Consider the following 17,209-nt stretch of genomic DNA (forward strand, 5'->3'; position numbering starts at 1 on the left):
GCTTCTTTGGTCTATAATCTGAATCCACCGTGTAGATATTGAATTGCACCTCATCTTCATCCTCAGATACTTCCGTATGATCAAAAAGTGAAATCACTTCATCTTTACAGAGAAACCTAAATGGAGATGCCTGACGCTCTATAATATAAAAAGGATATGTGATGTTCTCTATCTGAATGAATTCATGGTACGCCTTATGCTCATCAGGTATGAGATCCATATACTGTCTAGCTACGTCTTCTGCCTGAAATACTCCTGAAATCCACTTCAATCTCCCTTGGTTGCTACGATAATAAACAAGCTTATCACCTTCTAATTTAAATATTATTTCTCTTTACCACTCACAAAAGTCTGAGACAAAATCCGGTGGCTGCCAGCGATGTTGTCAATCTCAATGTTATATTCAGACTCAGTATGTTCAATCTGGTGTTGCTCATAATATCTTTTCCAAAACGAAACAGCTGCTGCATTGTTAGCGAGCTGTTCTACTTTGAATGTACCCTCAAATTGAGTAAAAACCAAGTCAACCGCTTGTGCTGCCAGGCCCTGTCCGCGATACTTTTTGACCAGGAATAGCTCTTGCACCGTATAATCCACATCTTCTGGCACATATGGAGGTGAGCAGACCAGTACGAATCCAATGACCTTTCCTTCATACTGAATCAAAAACGGATGTAATTCATCGCGTTCCAGATAAAGATAGGTGTTCGTTGGATCGTATGTACCTTTTTCAAGCAAATCTTCGCCCGAGAATTCGGACAGATCATATAAATACAAGTTGTACAGATTGAGAAACAGTTCCTTCTGTTCTGGCAAAATGCTCGTGATTTGTACGTTCATCTTCATTGCACATCTCCCTTAGTTAATTAGTTAGTCAGTGATCCATACACGGACCTTAACGCTGTCCACAGCGCGGTTCCTATGCCCTGCTTTCAATATATCCTTTCAACCCCCAGCAGATATAGGCAAAGTTTGATTTAAACCATGAAGTAACCTTAACTGTCGTAGTGGAAATGTTTATTTGTACAAAAAAAGACTCCTTACAGAGTCTGATTATGATTCTTATGTTTATTTTTAACCAAGTATCCATTAGCACTTAGCTAATAATTATTGAATTTTATAGGTTCAACTAAACTTTTTACACAAAAACGGAGAGGACAGAAATAACCTGAAGAAGCGGAGCTAAAAGCTTTCTGAAAGAAAGCTGCTTCGGAAGCATACACCTCGCCTTTATCACCGGATTTCCCCTTTTAAAAAGGAATCAAAAAAATCTGGGGATAACAGCGATCGGAAGGTTGTTCTGTCATTGGAGTGCTCAGTGTAAACCTCTTTAGTTGAACTTATATAGATAATCAACTACAGGATATGAGATCACATTGCGATCTCTGTACATTGAAGCCACCGCTTCGGGATGGGTACTAAGAATTCCATTTTGTAACATCACCGGACGGAAACCTCGCTCCATTGCTCCGTTGTAGGTGAATAGAACACATTCTTCCGCAGCAAACCCGGCGATGATTACCAATTCAATTCCATGACTCTTCAACACCTGCTCCAGATCAGTTTGCCAGAAGGCATTTGAAGCTTCCTTGGTAACGGTGAGATCCTTCTCCGTCACATCCACCTCGGGAATAATACGATACTCTTCCGGTTCTGCCTCCTCCATGCCCTCCACATCCTGCACGTGAACAACTACATGATCATTCGAGCGCAGCACGTTAGCCACATGGTTAATGTACTCGCAGGCATGGTCTATCGATCTCTGGTCCATCTTTTTCCGTACAATACTTTCTTGCATATCAACAATTAGCAAACCTACTTTCATCCCATCTCTCCTCATAAATGAATTTCACGCCTCATGGTATAGTAAACTTCCCTTACTTAAACTGAGAACTTAATCCTTAAACAATTCATTCAGCATCCGGTCACGGTTCTCCAGAAAGCTACGGGTAATCTGGTAGTGATCAGTATCCTCATAGGCTACCTCTTGAATATGGCTATCGTCAAAACTTAAAATTTCCGCCCCCGGATATCCCAGCAAGATCGGTGAGTGCGTCGCAATAATGAATTGCGAAGTTCCTGACAGATCATGGAGAATCCGCAATAAGGAGAGCTGTCTTGCTGGAGATAAAGCGGCTTCAGGCTCGTCGAGCAAATAGATGCCTTTGGAACTGAAGCGGTTGACGAACAGGTTGAGAAAAGACTCCCCATGGGATTGTTCATGCAATGAACGCCCGCCATAATATCGAAGCGACTCCGGCATCTCATCCACATGTGATGCAAACTGATAGAAAGATTCCGAGCGCATGAAGAAGCCATTCGTTATTTTGGGAAGCCATGCCAGTCTCAAGTAATTCCCGAGCGAGGATTCCGAAGCATGTGTCTCATAAGCATTATTCCTGCCGCCCCCTGCGGTATTGAATCCACATTGATGAGCGATGCCTTCCAGCAGCGTAGATTTCCCAGAACCATTTTCACCTACAAAAAAAGTAATGTTATTCGTAAACTCCAAGCGCTCCAAGGCTTGTATCGTGGGGATGTCAAAAGGATATTGGTCCCGATTCTCGATCTTGGCCGACATGAGTTCCACACTTCGAAGGTACATAATCATCCTCCCATTATTCCTCTATTTCAATCTACGATTAATTTTCACAGTAATAACGCAAGTCCTTGCGCACTCGATTCAATATCGTTTCACGTCCATTTCGCCTTGATCTGTGATCACTGCTTTTCGTTGACCCTCCTCCATCGTAACCTATTTCGGGGTACATATGAAACCGTTTTAACCAAAAAAAGAGCAAGCCATAGGCCTACTCTGTCTTCAGGGTTAATAGACAAATCTGCGCTGCGCCCAATAACTGAATACGAAGATGGATACTTCAGTCAATAACTTGGCTGCGAGCAGCGGGATAATTAGTTTTTCATTATAAAAATACAGTAAACCATAGTTTAATAGCAGCACCAGTAGGACAAGTGAGAAGTATTTGGGCAAAGACTGCCGAACCTTCGAGGTTCGTCCTGCGGAGAACACGTACTTTCGATTAATCATATAGTTGAAGATGGAGCTGCACAGTCTTGCTGCGACAACCGACAGAAACAGATTGTGCGTGAAATACTGGATGACGAACAGTAATCCAAAATCAATCAGTGCCGATAGCACCGAAGATGTGCTGAACATCAGGATTGGCATATAGATCCTGAACGAATCGACCAACGGGCGGAAATGAGAGGACTCATTGTGATCCAGATACACCGTATCTATGAACTCCTCCGTAATTTCATACCCTTCCTTGTGTGCCGTTAACAGCATGTTCATCTCGTATTCAAACCGATCTCCCGGAATCTGGTTCAACCAGTCCAGCATGGAGTAAGGAAAACCGCGTAGACCGGTCTGCGTGTCATATACTTTGGTACCTGTCGTGAGTGAAAAGACCGCCCGTGTGACTGTGTTGCCAAAACGGCTGCGTACTGGGATTTTTCCGCTGAAACGACGGCTGCCGAGTACAATTCCCGGTGTCGTTTGTGCGAGCAATACTTCGAAGATACGCTTAATATCATGTGGCAGATGCTGTCCGTCACTATCTGCGCACACTACACCGCCCTGAGGTCCGTACTCCTTAATATACTGAAATCCCGTCTTCAACGCCCTGCCCTTACCCAGATTGACGGGATGTGTCAGGACCGTACAGCCATAGGCTTCTGCCGTTTCAAAAATCCCACGGTAACCTGGGCCACTGCCATCATCCACAATCACAATGGGTCCAAGTTTAAATGTTTGCAGTTGAAGAACAAGATTCAGTAAACGTACATCGGGTTCATATGATGGAATTAATATCGTCATGATCCTTGTCCCTCCGTCAGATATAGAATGTCACTTACGCCACGTTCCTGGTTACGCCCCAGCGGGTTATTGACGACTCTGCCCATAAAATACATCGTGGATGAACCGCCACCGTCCAGATTGTAGGCTTCCGTTGCTCCAAGGCCTTTCATGACATCCGCCAGTTCTGCTAGAGTCATGCCACGGCTATCGTCCTGCCGTCCGTCCACCACCACGAAGACGTAATGATTCGGAGCAATCATGCCAATCGCTGTTCTTGGATTCGTATCCTGAATGGAGCGGTTGCCAAAGTTGTTATCGATTTTCACACTGCTAAAATCACTGACGATCTCGCCATCCTGAATCAGAATGGGCCCAAAGGATAGTGTATTAGTTGCACCTTCGGCCAGCAGTTCCGAGGAAGAAATCTCATTCTCGTTATATGTTTTCATCGTACCGTCGTTGAACAGGGCAAGCGCATCCCGCGTTGGGCTGTCCCGATACAATGTTCCATTTCGGATAATGACACCATCGTCGCGGAATCCGTAGTAATCACCGTTAATCGCAAAAATCGCATTATTGGCAGCGGCAATGTCCGATGTATTTTCGGTAATGTTCGTTCCAAAACTATTGTCTGCCAGCGCAGTTCGCAGGCTGCTAGCATCCGTTAACTGAACATCAGCGACATAATACGTAATCTGATCCGAGCCTGAACCAGTCTGTACCTTTTCAATACTGACTTTCATATCATCACTCGAATAATTCCAATCATCTGACGTTGCATTCACCTCAGTCGCTGTGGTGGAAATGTTGGTGGAATCATTCGCGTTGTTCGTTGTTGCCGTTGCCGTGTTCTCATCTGCCACAACCACCTGTACATGCCGGATCAGGTAACGGTCAGCCAGACTATACAGGATTCCACCTACCGCGAGCACGATGACAAGTGTGATGATGAGCCATCTGCGCTTTCTTGGGGAGATGGGCCTTTTATGTGGGTCTTTCCGGGGTGGTTTCTCATCAATCTTCATCATGTGAAGCTCACCTCTTCATCTAAGTTCTTAAGGCCATATTAGGCCGGATAGCTTAAATGAATCTGAAACCAAATGAAAGATATCAAAAAAGGTCATCCGTTTTCCCATTGAGGAAATCAGATCACCTTGATTTTAATCTATACAACCCTAAAGGCCACTAATATCATGTAGTTATTCGTTCAACATACATATCACATATCTTCAACAGGTCTTCCTGTTCTGTTATGCATCTGCAAAAAGAGCATCGTATGCGGGACAAGGCCGCTTTTCCAAAAATTCCGTTAACGCCGGTGGCTGCTGGGCATAGATATCCTTCAACGATGTTCCGTTGTAGATGTTGCCAATCACAACAGGATGGCATAACTCACAGATGAGAATATCCCCGTTGCCGTGCAGGTGCAGCTGTTTCGTGCCATCCACACAATTAGAGAAATACACACCGGGTTGTTCACGCAAATTCAACTGTTCAGCGAACCGATCCATACAGGTAAAATAGAGCGTTGTATCTGGTTTCTTATGTTCTATCAGTTCCGTTACAGATCGAACGAGAGACTCTTTGGATACAATCTGACTCCAATCGGTATGCGGCATCTTAATGCTGTTCTGGATCTCATGGATGCGCACACCCAGGTCATACACCTTATCGCTAATGGCCTGCATGTTCGCTTGATTACCTTCAAACAGTAACGTTTCCAATACCGTTTCCAGACCGGCTTCTGTACACAAACGGATATTCTGCTCGAGTCTCTCATACATGCGAGGATGCACGCGGTAGTACGCAGCATAGGACTCCGCATCCGTATAATTGAACGAGATATGAATGTTGGACAAGCCTGCATCACGCAACGCGAGAATCCGTTCTTCTGTCAGCAGACTGGCATTACTGTTCAATTGCGTATCAATACCATGTGCCGTACAATACTTCACGATCTCCAGGCAATCCTGGTATTTTAGAGTGACTTCCCCACCGGACAATCGAACTCGCTTGAGATGAGGCAACTCACTAATAATACGGATCACTTCCTGACTATCAATGCATGCTCCATCATCCCGATTGTAGGCGCAGCAATAGTCGCATTTATAATTGCAGTTCGATGTCACTCCCACCTCAAGCCCTTCCAATTCATATACGCCGGGGGTTTCCAGTTCGAGTGATTTATATTTGTTTTTGGCTATCAATTCGTTGTACCTCCTGGTTCCTTCATTCAATCCATGTTTTAATAACTTGAAGATTATAGCGGAAGGCACCCGGTTGACGATATGACATTATGTACGTTGGTTGCTGAAAACAAAAATAAAACCCATTTTCTTAATGATCGGGAGTGATATAAGGTAACCCCATAATCCTCTATTGTATGTCATCCATATTGAGCTCAGGATTATAGGCAAACTCATGGCTCGCCAGCATGATGAATGACACACGCCCATTTTGATCAAAATTCATGGACAACCCTTTCATGTTCTCAAATCCTCCTTCCAATATTGCATGATCAAATGACGGTATGACATAGTAATTGCCTTGTTTATTTTTCTCCATGACATATGTAATACTTTTTAAACTTTGCCGGGTCATCAATCATGATGCCATCCACAATGCCATATTTGTAATGAATTCTCATATCTTTGTACTGGTAGACATTCGTATAGTTGAAATAATCAACGTGGGGTCCAAGTTGCTGCTCAACCACTTCACGAGTACTTCCTAATTTAATCGTAATATCTTTGGACTTAATCTCAAATTGGAATTCATCCTCAGTAAATATCTTAGTTGCATGAGATGCAGGAGGTTCTTTTGAAACGGCATTACGATTGTAAGCCACTTCTGAGCTACTTAAAAAAGTCATCAATAGAATAAAATACAGAATTCCTTTGTTCAACCTCGATCGCCCTTTCAAAAATACGTTCTTTATTTAATACGAGTATAGAAGTCTTCTTTTAAAATAGCATACATCTTCAGATCCTGAAGTTCATTTTTCACTCTCATGTATTTCCTCAGCACACCTTCGAATTGCATGCCTGCTTTCTCCATGACCTTGGCGGAACCTGTGTTTTTCACTAAACATCTGGCCTGGATTCGCTCGAGCCCCACTTCGTCAAACCCAAATTGGATGATTCGTTTCACTATTTCGGTCATTAAGCCTTGATTCCAATATTGATCAGATAACACATATCCCAGCTCAACTCTCCTGTTATCGCTGTCACACCCTAGATAGTTACAACTACCAATCAGTCTCTTAGTGTGTTTATCTTCAATCCCCCACGGGCCTATTAGATCCGTCTCATAGCGACTCATGACAAAATCTAAAAAAGCTTTGGTGTCTTCTTTGCTCTGATGCACGTCCCAGGTGGTGAACTCCGATACAGCAGGTACAGCGCAATAACTGTACATATCATCCAGATCATCATAGGTAAGAGCCCGGAGTAATGTTCGTTCGGTTTCTAGGTGTACAATCAAGGCCTCTATAACTTTAATCTAATATACGAAACGATTGCCGTAACTCCAATTGCTGCAGTTGATCTAATTTTTAATTTTGCTATTTCTAAACCATCTGTTGGCGGATGAACAAGCATAATATACAAATAATAGAAATACACAAAAATCGAGACGACTAACACTACATTTGTAATTCTTTTTATCAACAATAAAATAATCCCTTTCCTACGTATTATCAAAGATGCCCTGCAGAGTCTGCACTCCCTGATTAAGTCGACTTATAAGCTCGTGATCCAGAGTTTGTTTTATGTCCATCCAAGTTCCCTCCAAGGTAAAACAACTAATCTAGATGACTTAACACATTTACGCTGCTAAATTTCCAACCCTGGGCTCCCTTTTCAACGGTATGAACACTGGTGTTGTCCATGGGATAAAAGCTGGACTTATTGCTCCACTCCCTATTTTCAAGCAGATAGTACAGGATGTTAATCACGCCACCGTGAGTAATTAACAGAACATTGGACTTGACTGTTTGTTCCTCTACATCTCTAAGAAGATTCTCGAAAGATATGCTTATCCGGTCATAAAAATCTCTCGGACTTTCTCCTCCCGGAAAAGGTGAATCCATCTCAAGGGTATTGAAATAAACCCCTGGGTAATGCTCTTCCGCATCCTTATGGAGCATGCCTGCCAATTCTCCGTTATTCATCTCCCGCCAATCTTTCATTAAGCTAGCCTTCATGTTTAATTGTTTCTCAATTTCCCGTGTAGTCTGTACTGCACGAGGAAGATCACTGCTAATAATCGTATGTATATTGTACTCCTCAGCATGATGATGCAAATGCTCTCCCAGTTTCCTAGATTGATTGATCCCCTGTTCCGTAAGTCCACGATCGCTCCATCCGCCTCGATATCCTTCCTCGTCCATCCCATGCCTTACCAGATAAATCTTCAAGATCTCTCCTCCTTCTCACATTGAACAGGTTAACTATATATGTAACTGGTTTCGTTTGTATCAAATAAACCCGACCTCAGATAGCTTCTATCCAAGATCGGGAATTTCCTGCCTACTATTTATCTTACAAATGTATTATAAACTCGCTCAGATTTGATAAAGTAAGGAATCCAGATGGCGCAAGTGATTACAGATTTAGCAATTTCTCTGATCGAGCTTCCATCTTCCAATTCTCTTGCTAACGGAATCTGGAGTAATAATAGGTAATCAATAATTCCAACAATCAGACTGAGACCATAGAGGATGATCATCAGACGGGGTAATATTGCTTTCTTGCTATAAAACGCAAAAATTGTGTAGACACTGAATAATAAAAACAGCGTATTGTACACCATCTCAAAAATAAGTACTGGACCCCATAACGGGTGATAGTAGTCCGATTGTTTGGAAGTTAGCATTTCCCAAGTCTCCGTAGTGAATGTGGGTATTATCTGTTGAAATAATTGCACTACAAGCAGAATTACCGTAAGAAATAATCCAATCTGGATGAGAATCAGCCAACCGCCCAATCCCGAGACGCCTAGTGGACGGTAATCTGTCTTTTGCTCTTCAATATGTGGTTCCATTTCGTAACACTTCCTTAACCAGTTTTGTTTTTCTGAGATGAGTCTTCCTTGTAATGTTGCAAATTGAATCTACGGGTAATTCTTTCTCCCTACTTCACGTGCGTTGTATGTATCCTCACACTCTCCTTACAGGTACCTCTCCATCCTTCTTTTATATATAATTTTACACAACTTCCTTATTGTACTACGAGTGTCAAGTACGAAGCAGCCATTTCAAAACATCGTACTCATAGCTGTCAAAGCCAAAGAAGACCTTCGCTATACTTCCGCCATGTTCAGCAAAGTACGCGTACGTCATAATGCTCTTATACAGATGCAGATGGTGACTCTGCATTGGGACTACGAAGGAGGATATGGATATGCCCAATCCTAAAGTAAAACTTTTACCTTTTGCCGACATTTCGAATTATGTCGAGGGCTTCGATATCGTTTCCACCCAGTGGGGCGGTGATGGCCTTGCTTATGTGCTGCTGCTGAATCAGATCCCTGAAAGAAAACGAGGTATGTTCGTCCAAAGTACATTGAATCAAAGCTATACGTACAAAGTGCTTATTGTGACAGATCAAACTATCGAGGAAGTTGTCATCTGGGGACAGACGTTCAATTATCATTACGTACAACCATTACATGATCATCTGCTGCTCGTCGGAGCACGGTGTGCGAATTACGGAAATGAAAAGTATGATCTAAACGCCAAAGTGTGTGATCTGGACGGAAATACGATCCGCGAGTTTCTGTTGGGAGATGGTATCCAAAGTCTACAGGTCGCAGAGAAGGGAACGATCTGGACCAGTTACTTCGATGAAGGGGTGTTTGGTAACTACGGATGGAGCGATCCAATTGGATCAAACGGTCTGTTGGCCTGGGATGAGCACGGTAATAAAGTGTACGAAAACCGCGCAGCTGACATTGCAGATTGTTACGCACTCAATGTGGTGAATGAAAAGCAGGTCTGGTTCTACTTCTATACCGATTTTGAACTCGGTTGTATCTCAGGGGGAACCAGTGAACCCGACGTTACATTCATGAATCCAAACATCTCCGGTTCCTCCGGCTTCAGTACGGATGGTTATCATTTCTTGTTCGATGCCGGGTACGGTAAACATGGTACGTTTGTACTTAAAAAAATGGAGAAGCCCGGAAAATTGAGCAAGGGGCAGAAGATTGATTTGCTAAATGAAGATGATCAGCCCTTCAAGCAGGCACGGCAAGATTTTCGCCAACATCGTCTGCTACTTAGTGAAGGTAACTTGTTATATCGGGTAACGATGGAGGAGATTACTTCCGCTTCTCGTTAGGATTAAATGACAGGAGTGAAGAGGGTTATTTCTTAAAAGACAATCCCTCTTCTTCCAATGCGTTCCGCAGTTTGGGCATGGCAGACGGTCCGATTCCGTGCAGCTTCAGGATTTCTTTCTCCCTGTACTCCGCAAGTTGCAGTAGTGTCGTAATGCCTTCATTCTCCAAGGCACGTCTGGCGGGAGCAGACAGCAAGGCTAGAAATCCTTCTGTCCGTTTACGTTTAGCTTCGCACGTCGGACAGGTTGGGCAATCACTTTTTTTATAATACGAATGTCCTTGTTCGCATGTTCTGAGTGTTCCTTTATCGTTTGCCATGTGAGTGTCTCCTCCTGAATTAAAGCTTACAATCTATACTCGGCAAAAACGGTTGCATATTTCTTTTCAAATATGGCCCAGCGCTTTTCGGTTCCGTATTTGGCATGCAGTTGCTGTAAATAATGCTTGGCTTCTTCCGTATCACCGGCTTGTAGCAGAAAGCGGAAAGTTTCTTCACTTAAATGTAGCGCTGTCTTCGCCATATAATAATGGACTATATCTCTGGCACCTGTTAGCGAGTGTAGGAATGACATGCCCTCTTCCAAATGTGACACCAGTTCTTTCGATAAAGCGTCTGGATCGATATCAGGCGTTAAGGTATAGTGGGCCGGAGCGGAAGGGGCTATTTCTCTGATTCGGCAGGTGAAGTGAGATACGAACTCCAATATGTCTCCATTCAATCCAACGGAATGCAACTCCGCAAGTTCGGTGGAATGAACACCACAATTAACATAAAACTGGACTTGACTACTGGTGTTATACTTTGCTCTTTGAATGTTGAACTTATATGCGAGGTTTCCATCCGCTTTGTAGAAATTCAGATTTTTCTTGGAATAGCCGTGTTTGGCAAATAAGGGTTTGACTTCTGAATTGATGATCTTCTTAAAAAGTTCCTGCATTAGATATCACTCCCAAGGCAAAGTTCATTTAATTCGTTGTTACCCTTTTTTGTTCAGAATCATGCTTGTTCTATTTTATAAAAATACTATTTAGCTTCTTCTCGCAGCATATAAGCCAGTTTGTACATCTCCGCAATGTCATGCCTGTTCTGTTCCTGGAATCTTCGGATTGCCTTATCAATCTCTACCACTTCCACCGCAACCACCTGCTCGCCATCTTCCGGATTCAGCGGATCACCGACAAGTTCAACATCTCCATATCCGATGATTCGTACGAAATGGGGATGCGGGATATGCGGTCGATACGGTTCCAACGCACTGGATGTACAGTGGAATTGACCGAAAATCTGATAGGACCGCATTTCTGCTCCTAGTTCTTCCATCAGTTCACGTTTTAACCCATCCATATACTGCTCACCTGCTTCAAGCGTCCCTCCAGGCAGCTCCCAATCTCCATTATCCAGTTGAAAGACAACACATTGATCCCCGACAAACGGAATGATGCTAATATTACTCACCAGCGTTTCATCCACGATCTCGTTCAATCTGAACTCCGCCTCAATAATTCCCCAATGAATTGACGTACTCAGCGCCGGAAATAATTCCGCACTCAAGCTACTCATCCGCACCCGATCCTCTCTATCTAATTCCACTATTCTTCCAATTATAGTCGAAAACACAGAAAGAAGGCCACCTTCCCACCGGGAATACGTGACCCTCTTCTTACGCGCTCTGCCCTTAAGCCTTGGAACAGTGTTCTTTCCAGAATCTCAGGCCATTCTCCTTCTAATGCTGCACCAGCTTTCCATTTTCCAAAAAAAGAACCCGGCTACAGAGCGGCAAGATCCGCTCATCATGCGTAACCATCACTGCACTCTTGCCCTGCTCTTTCACGAGCCGTGCAATCATACCGACAATATCCAGTCCACGTTCCGCATCCAGACTGGCTGTCGGTTCATCCGCGAGCAGGACAGCTGGATCGTTCATCAAGGCCCGTGCAATAGCGACCCGCTGGCGTTCACCGCCAGACAGCTTCTCCGCATACGCTTTCCGTCGATGAGTCAAGCCTACCGTATTCAGCAGCTCATCTACTCGCTTCTCCGCCTTGTTTTTTTCCGTTCCGGCGAGTTTCGCGACCACCATGAGTTGTTCTTCTACTTTCAGATACGGAATGAGGTTAGCACTTTGAAAAATAAAACCGAGCTGCTGAAGCCGCATATCGGATATCTCCTGTTTGCCTTTGCCCATAATAGAGGCCCCATCCAGTAGAACCTGCCCCTCCGTCGGTTCAAGAAGTGCGCCAGCAATGGACAGGAATGTACTTTTACCCGAGCCGGAAGGCCCCATCACAGCTACAAGTTCCCCTTCAGCAACCTCAAGATCCAGCTTGTCCAGAATCGTGCGTTTGCTACCGCCATCTTCAAAGGTCTGTGTAATTCCCTGCAATACCAATCGGTTTCTCATGCTGCAGTCCTCCCAATCGCATCAAGCGCATCAATTTTGGTAACCTTCCACACCGAGAATAATGAACCCGCCACAGACATGAGTATGAATAACACACAGGTCAGAGCGAGGGTGGACAAGCCTAATTGAAACGGCATCGATGCTGGTAGAATGGACTCGAACAGTCGAACCAATAGTACGCTAATCACCAGACTGCCAACCGACAGAACTAATACTTGTAACGAAACACTACCCGCCAGATAAGCATTCCGCGTTCCAATGGCTTTCAATATGCCGAACTGACTCGTTTTCTGAATCGTGATGACATAGAAGAATACCGCAAGCACAAACGCCGAGATGACATATAGAAAAGCGATCATCATGAGCAACGATCCCTGCTCTTCCTTATATCCAGGGATGGCCGATACGGCATCGGACTTCGTGATGACTTCCGTATTAGGCATGGCAGCACTCAAGCCGTCTACCTGCTCGCCTGCACCCTTAATCGCAATGGCATTGTACACCGGAGCATTAGCATTGGTGTCTGCTGAACCTTGCGAAGTTCGCGAACCTCCTTGAAGCGTAAGCCATTCCTGTTCATTCAGGAACACCACTGGGGAGTGACTGAAGGACTCATTTTGGACAAATCCACCAACGGTCCACTCCGTTCCCGAAGCTTGGTCGACCAGGACGGTACCAATGGTGACGCCAGATTCAGACAACTTATGGTCCACCACAACCTGCCCGTTCGTCTGACTCGTAATCGGAGACCCTTCGGTAACGGTTGGAGCAAGCCAACCTTCCGGATTAACCATGAACAGCGTGACATCGATCTTTTTTGTGTCGCCGGTTGGACTGACGGTTGTCATTTTCACACCCAGCGGCTCAGCGTTCTCTTGCCCCACTACGGAGCGAACTTGATTAAGCTGATCCTGATCCACTTGTGACCGGGTAAACCGATGATTCGAATCCTGCTCCAGCACAAAGTGGGTTGCTGCCATATTTTTGATCGAAGCCGCGTTATCATACGCCAGCCCCTGTGCAAGACCTGTAACAAACAGTACCAGAAATGAAACCAGTACCATGATTGTAGCAATTAAGGCATAGCGCCCTTTGGCATACCTCATTTCCCGAATAGCCAAGTACATGTTCTGTGACCTCCCTCTTGATAACCCAAGTATAGGAGGCGAAAATGAACGGCAAATGAATAACAGATTACATCTGCGGAAGTGTCACGGTGAAGAACGTACCCTCAGGTGAACTGGAAACCTCGATCGTACCGTCATGAATTCGGATAATTTTCTGCACAATGGCAAGTCCAAGCCCCGTTCGTCCAGAAGAACGTTCACGTGCACGGTCCACCCGATAGAATCGATCGAACAGGAAAGGCAGATGCTCTGCAGCAATCCCGTCTCCTGTATCCCGAATCTGAATCACACACTGGTTATCCGTCTGCTCGGCATGAATCTCGATGCTTCTTCCCTGCGGCAGATGATTCACCGCATTACCCAGCAGATTCATCCAAACTTGCATGAGCAGCACTTCATTACCGACTAGCTGGATGGATTCGGGCACCGAAATCCGAAGCAGCAGCTCCTTTTCTTCCAATTGCCATTGCAGCACCTGAACCGCTTGCCGGAATTGATCTCGCAGAGAGAACTTTACTTTGGACAGATCTTCGTTGCCTTGTTCAAGGGAGGACAGGAGAAGCAGTTGTTTGCTGAGCAAAGAGAGATGACGGCTCTCCTCCTCAATGATCGACGCATAGTGCTCTCGTTCCTGTTCAGGCAGATCTCGATCCGCCACCAATTGGGCAAAACCCTGAATCGAGGTCAGCGGTGATTGAATCTCATGCGATACATTCGATACAAACTGCTGCCGCGCCTGATCTACCCTTTCCAATTCACGGCTCATGGTCATGAAATGCTGGGCCAGTTGTCCAATCTCATCCCGCCTTGCGGTAGGCAATTTCAGATTATATTTTCCTTGCGCAATGCGCTTGGTCGCCTCGGACAGACGTTCAATGGGATTGACCAGATAGCGGGTACTAATCAGAAAGATCACAATACTAATACCCACCGTCAATGCTCCAATCAGCGCAAAAAAGATTCGTAGCTCCCCGAATTGCAGGATTACATCCGGACGCATAAAGAGAGCGTAATTCGCATTGCCCAGCTGTAGATGAACACCCACGGTATTGCTTAATTGATTATCGAAGAAGCCGGTAATGAACGGTTTGCTTGGAAACTGGGCGACGCCATGGTATACCTCACCATTCAACACCAGTTCTACAACTTGCTTGTCCAGATCTTTCTCACGGAATTCGCGGCCGTAGAATTGGTCGTTGCCTTTTCCATCCGTCACATAGATTTCGTACCCCAGTGCGGCAGCATTGTTCAGATAATCCTCCATTGTACCGGGTTGCTGTTCCACAAATTGCTTCATTTGCATCGCGATGCCCACCAGCTTCTCATCATTAAAATCCTTGAGCTTTGTATGATAGTAGATGTTGGACAAAAGAAAACCAAGCATGCCGCTGACCATAATCACGGCAATTGTAATGAGGAATACCCGGACGTACAAGGTCCTCAAGGTGCTTTCACCTCCATCTTGTAACCAATACCCCGCACAGTCTGAATGACAAAATCTTCCGTATAATCGGCAAAACGATCACGTAGCCGCTTGATGTGCACATCAACGGTACGGTCATCTCCTTCGTAGTCTGCTCCCCAGACGAGCCGAATAAGCTCATCCCGTGAGAACAACCGGCCCGGAAACTGGGCAAGCTGTGAGAGTAATTCAAATTCTTTCATTGGCAAAAAGAGAATGGATTGCCCATCGGTAACCTCCACATTGTTACGGTCAATGACGATTCGGTTCATACGGATGATATCGCTGGATGTGCGATGGTATCGACGAAATAACGCTTTTACCCGATAGACTAACTCTTCCGGTTCAAATGGCTTGGTCACATATTCATCTGTTCCTTTCAAATAACCATCTCTCTTGTCAGATAGCTGATCTCGAGCCGTCAGCAACATAATTGGAATGTCATAATGCTGCCGAATGAAATCACATAACTCCAGTCCGTCCATGCCTGGCATCATGACATCGAGAATCGCCAGATCGATCGGCGTTCCTTGCATCAGTTTGACCGCTGCCAATCCATCCTGCGCTTCATGGACCCGGTATCCTTCCTTGGTCATGACATGCCGCAGGAGTGCTCGAATATTGGCATCATCGTCTGCCAGCAGCAGATGTTTCATATGGTTGTCCGCCCTTCTATGTAACAAGTACATCTCACTTTGATTCTGCACAGATGGTAGCATAAAAACAAACGCATTAGCTAGTACATACGCGCTGAGACACACCGGTCATGTTTATATTTCCTTAAATCTGGTTGACACTACTATGAGGCAGAATTATAATAAAACCATAACATATGAACAAACGCTCATATATTCATTTGTAGGCAATTAATTATTGTTAAGAATCATTTATAGCCACATCAGAAATCATATTACATAACGGAGCAAGGCTCCAAAGGAGAGGATTTTATATGTCCGGACATCATCACAGTCATAACCATGGGCACGATCATGGACACAACCACGCTCACACCACCAATAATAAGAAAGTGCTGTTGTTTTCCTTCATTATTATTACCATCTATATGATCGTTGAAGCCGTTGGTGGATTCATCACCAACAGTCTCGCGCTTATCTCGGATGCAGGCCATATGCTGTCCGACTCCATTGCACTTGGGATCGCTTTACTGGCGTTTACCTTTGGTGAAAAAGCGGTGAATACTGGCAAAACGTACGGATACAGGCGCTTTGAGATTTTGGCTGCTACGTTAAACGGAATTACGTTAATCGCCATTGCACTCTACATTTTCTACGAAGCGATTGGTCGTTTTATCAACCCGCCAGAAGTCGCAACCGTAGGTATGTTAATCATCAGCGTCATTGGATTGCTCATCAATATTCTGGTGGCCTGGATCATGATGCGTGGTAGCGATACGGAGAATAACCTGAATATGCGTGGTGCTTATCTCCATGTCATAAGTGACATGTTGGGATCGGTTGGGGCCATTGCGGCAGCACTACTCATGATGTTCTTTGGCTGGGGTTGGGCCGATCCACTTGCGAGTGTAATTGTCGCGGCGTTGGTATTGCGTAGTGGGTTCTATGTCACCAAATCATCCTTGCATATCTTGATGGAAGGTACTCCGGCCAATGTCGATGTAAACGAACTGGTGCAGACCATCAAACAAGTCGACGGCGTCAAAGGCGTTCATGATGTGCATGTCTGGTCCATTACCAGTAACCTGAATGCGCTGACCGCACATATCGTGGTGGATGGAACGATGGATGTCTATGCATCCGAGATCCTTGTTCAGAAGATTGAACATATGCTGGAACATAAAGAAATCAAACATGTAACGCTCCAAGTGGAGTCCGAGAAACATCTGCATGACACCTCGGTACTATGTACCGTCAAAGGCGATGCACCAGATGCTCATGCGCATCATCATCATCATTAATTAATTCCACGTTACTGATAGTGCAAACGAAAACAGGGCAAAGCTCCGTAAGATGGAACTCTGCCCTGTTATTTATTTAGTAAGTACTTCCCTGCAAACCGGCTGTCTGCCACCAAA

The 17,209-nt window shown here is 44.8% G+C and carries 19 protein-coding genes; 2 read left to right on the forward strand and 17 right to left on the reverse strand.

Annotation, left to right across the window (positions count from 1 at the left end):
• Positions 1 to 324: 324 nt before the first annotated feature.
• The 10 genes from HF638_RS03970 to HF638_RS04015 all read right to left on the reverse strand — a co-directional run bounded on the left by HF638_RS03970 (position 325) and on the right by HF638_RS04015 (position 8,866).
• Positions 325 to 846: a GNAT family N-acetyltransferase gene (locus HF638_RS03970; RefSeq protein WP_248277998.1), complete on the reverse strand. Its 522-nt coding sequence runs from the start codon at positions 844 to 846 to the stop codon at positions 325 to 327.
• Between the two features lie 484 nt (positions 847 to 1,330).
• Positions 1,331 to 1,825 (reverse strand): cysteine hydrolase family protein, encoded by a 495-nt coding sequence (locus HF638_RS03975; protein ID WP_169478977.1) that lies wholly within the window; start codon positions 1,823 to 1,825, stop codon positions 1,331 to 1,333.
• 69 nt (positions 1,826 to 1,894) lie between these two features.
• Positions 1,895 to 2,605 carry an AAA family ATPase gene (locus tag HF638_RS03980; RefSeq protein WP_169478978.1) on the reverse strand — a complete coding sequence of 237 codons (711 nt, stop codon included), beginning with the start codon at positions 2,603 to 2,605 and terminating at the stop codon, positions 1,895 to 1,897.
• Between the two features lie 222 nt (positions 2,606 to 2,827).
• Positions 2,828 to 3,841, reverse strand: coding sequence for a bifunctional glycosyltransferase family 2/GtrA family protein (locus HF638_RS03985; RefSeq protein WP_169478979.1), 1,014 nt, complete (start codon positions 3,839 to 3,841; stop codon positions 2,828 to 2,830).
• Positions 3,838 to 4,851: a phosphodiester glycosidase family protein gene (locus HF638_RS03990; RefSeq protein WP_169478980.1), complete on the reverse strand. Its 1,014-nt coding sequence runs from the start codon at positions 4,849 to 4,851 to the stop codon at positions 3,838 to 3,840. Before HF638_RS03990 ends, HF638_RS03985 begins: the two co-directional genes overlap by 4 nt.
• 222 nt (positions 4,852 to 5,073) lie before the next feature.
• Positions 5,074 to 6,030, reverse strand: coding sequence for a radical SAM protein (locus tag HF638_RS03995; protein WP_169478981.1), 957 nt, complete (start codon positions 6,028 to 6,030; stop codon positions 5,074 to 5,076).
• A 344-nt stretch (positions 6,031 to 6,374) separates the two neighbouring features.
• Positions 6,375 to 6,728 (reverse strand): hypothetical protein, encoded by a 354-nt coding sequence (locus HF638_RS04000; protein WP_169478982.1) that lies wholly within the window; start codon positions 6,726 to 6,728, stop codon positions 6,375 to 6,377.
• Between the two features lie 29 nt (positions 6,729 to 6,757).
• Complete coding sequence (locus HF638_RS04005; RefSeq protein ID WP_211175464.1) at positions 6,758 to 7,306, reverse strand: GNAT family N-acetyltransferase; 549 nt, start codon at positions 7,304 to 7,306, stop codon at positions 6,758 to 6,760.
• Positions 7,307 to 7,625: 319 nt separating this feature from the next.
• Positions 7,626 to 8,240, reverse strand: a complete 615-nt coding sequence (locus HF638_RS04010; RefSeq protein WP_169478983.1) for a histidine phosphatase family protein — start codon at positions 8,238 to 8,240, stop codon at positions 7,626 to 7,628.
• A 119-nt stretch (positions 8,241 to 8,359) separates the two neighbouring features.
• Entirely contained in the window at positions 8,360 to 8,866 is a 507-nt protein-coding gene (locus HF638_RS04015; RefSeq protein ID WP_169478984.1) for a DUF2569 domain-containing protein, read from the reverse strand.
• 359 nt (positions 8,867 to 9,225) lie between these two features.
• Between HF638_RS04015 and HF638_RS04020 the strand changes: the two genes are divergently transcribed.
• Complete coding sequence (locus HF638_RS04020) at positions 9,226 to 10,164, forward strand: hypothetical protein (RefSeq protein WP_169478985.1); 939 nt, start codon at positions 9,226 to 9,228, stop codon at positions 10,162 to 10,164.
• A 25-nt stretch (positions 10,165 to 10,189) separates the two neighbouring features.
• Here the strand turns inward: HF638_RS04020 and HF638_RS04025 are convergent, their stop codons facing one another.
• The 7 genes from HF638_RS04025 to HF638_RS04055 form a co-directional block, all read right to left on the reverse strand.
• Positions 10,190 to 10,483, reverse strand: coding sequence for an RNA polymerase alpha subunit C-terminal domain-containing protein (locus HF638_RS04025; RefSeq protein ID WP_169478986.1), 294 nt, complete (start codon positions 10,481 to 10,483; stop codon positions 10,190 to 10,192).
• 26 nt (positions 10,484 to 10,509) lie between these two features.
• A complete protein-coding gene (locus HF638_RS04030; protein WP_169478987.1) occupies positions 10,510 to 11,103 on the reverse strand; it encodes a DUF4304 domain-containing protein in 594 nt (197 codons plus the stop codon).
• A gap of 86 nt (positions 11,104 to 11,189) precedes the next feature.
• Complete coding sequence (locus tag HF638_RS04035) at positions 11,190 to 11,726, reverse strand: NUDIX hydrolase (RefSeq protein ID WP_169478988.1); 537 nt, start codon at positions 11,724 to 11,726, stop codon at positions 11,190 to 11,192.
• Positions 11,727 to 11,889: 163 nt separating this feature from the next.
• Positions 11,890 to 12,567, reverse strand: a complete 678-nt coding sequence (locus tag HF638_RS04040; protein ID WP_169478989.1) for an ABC transporter ATP-binding protein — start codon at positions 12,565 to 12,567, stop codon at positions 11,890 to 11,892.
• The gene (locus HF638_RS04045; protein WP_169478990.1) at positions 12,564 to 13,694 is read right to left on the reverse strand and encodes an ABC transporter permease; all 1,131 of its coding nucleotides are present in this window, start codon (positions 13,692 to 13,694) and stop codon (positions 12,564 to 12,566) included. Before HF638_RS04045 ends, HF638_RS04040 begins: the two co-directional genes overlap by 4 nt.
• Positions 13,695 to 13,761: 67 nt before the next feature.
• The gene (locus HF638_RS04050) at positions 13,762 to 15,138 is read right to left on the reverse strand and encodes a sensor histidine kinase (protein WP_169478991.1); all 1,377 of its coding nucleotides are present in this window, start codon (positions 15,136 to 15,138) and stop codon (positions 13,762 to 13,764) included.
• Positions 15,135 to 15,812 (reverse strand): response regulator transcription factor, encoded by a 678-nt coding sequence (locus tag HF638_RS04055; RefSeq protein ID WP_169478992.1) that lies wholly within the window; start codon positions 15,810 to 15,812, stop codon positions 15,135 to 15,137. Before HF638_RS04055 ends, HF638_RS04050 begins: the two co-directional genes overlap by 4 nt.
• A gap of 293 nt (positions 15,813 to 16,105) precedes the next feature.
• On the opposite strand from HF638_RS04055, the gene HF638_RS04060 reads away from it, so the two are divergent.
• Entirely contained in the window at positions 16,106 to 17,092 is a 987-nt protein-coding gene (locus HF638_RS04060) for a cation diffusion facilitator family transporter (RefSeq protein WP_169478993.1), read from the forward strand.
• The last annotated feature ends 117 nt before the right edge of the window (positions 17,093 to 17,209 follow it).

This window comes from Paenibacillus sp. SZ31, from assembly GCF_012912005.1.
Classification (GTDB): domain Bacteria; phylum Bacillota; class Bacilli; order Paenibacillales; family Paenibacillaceae; genus Paenibacillus.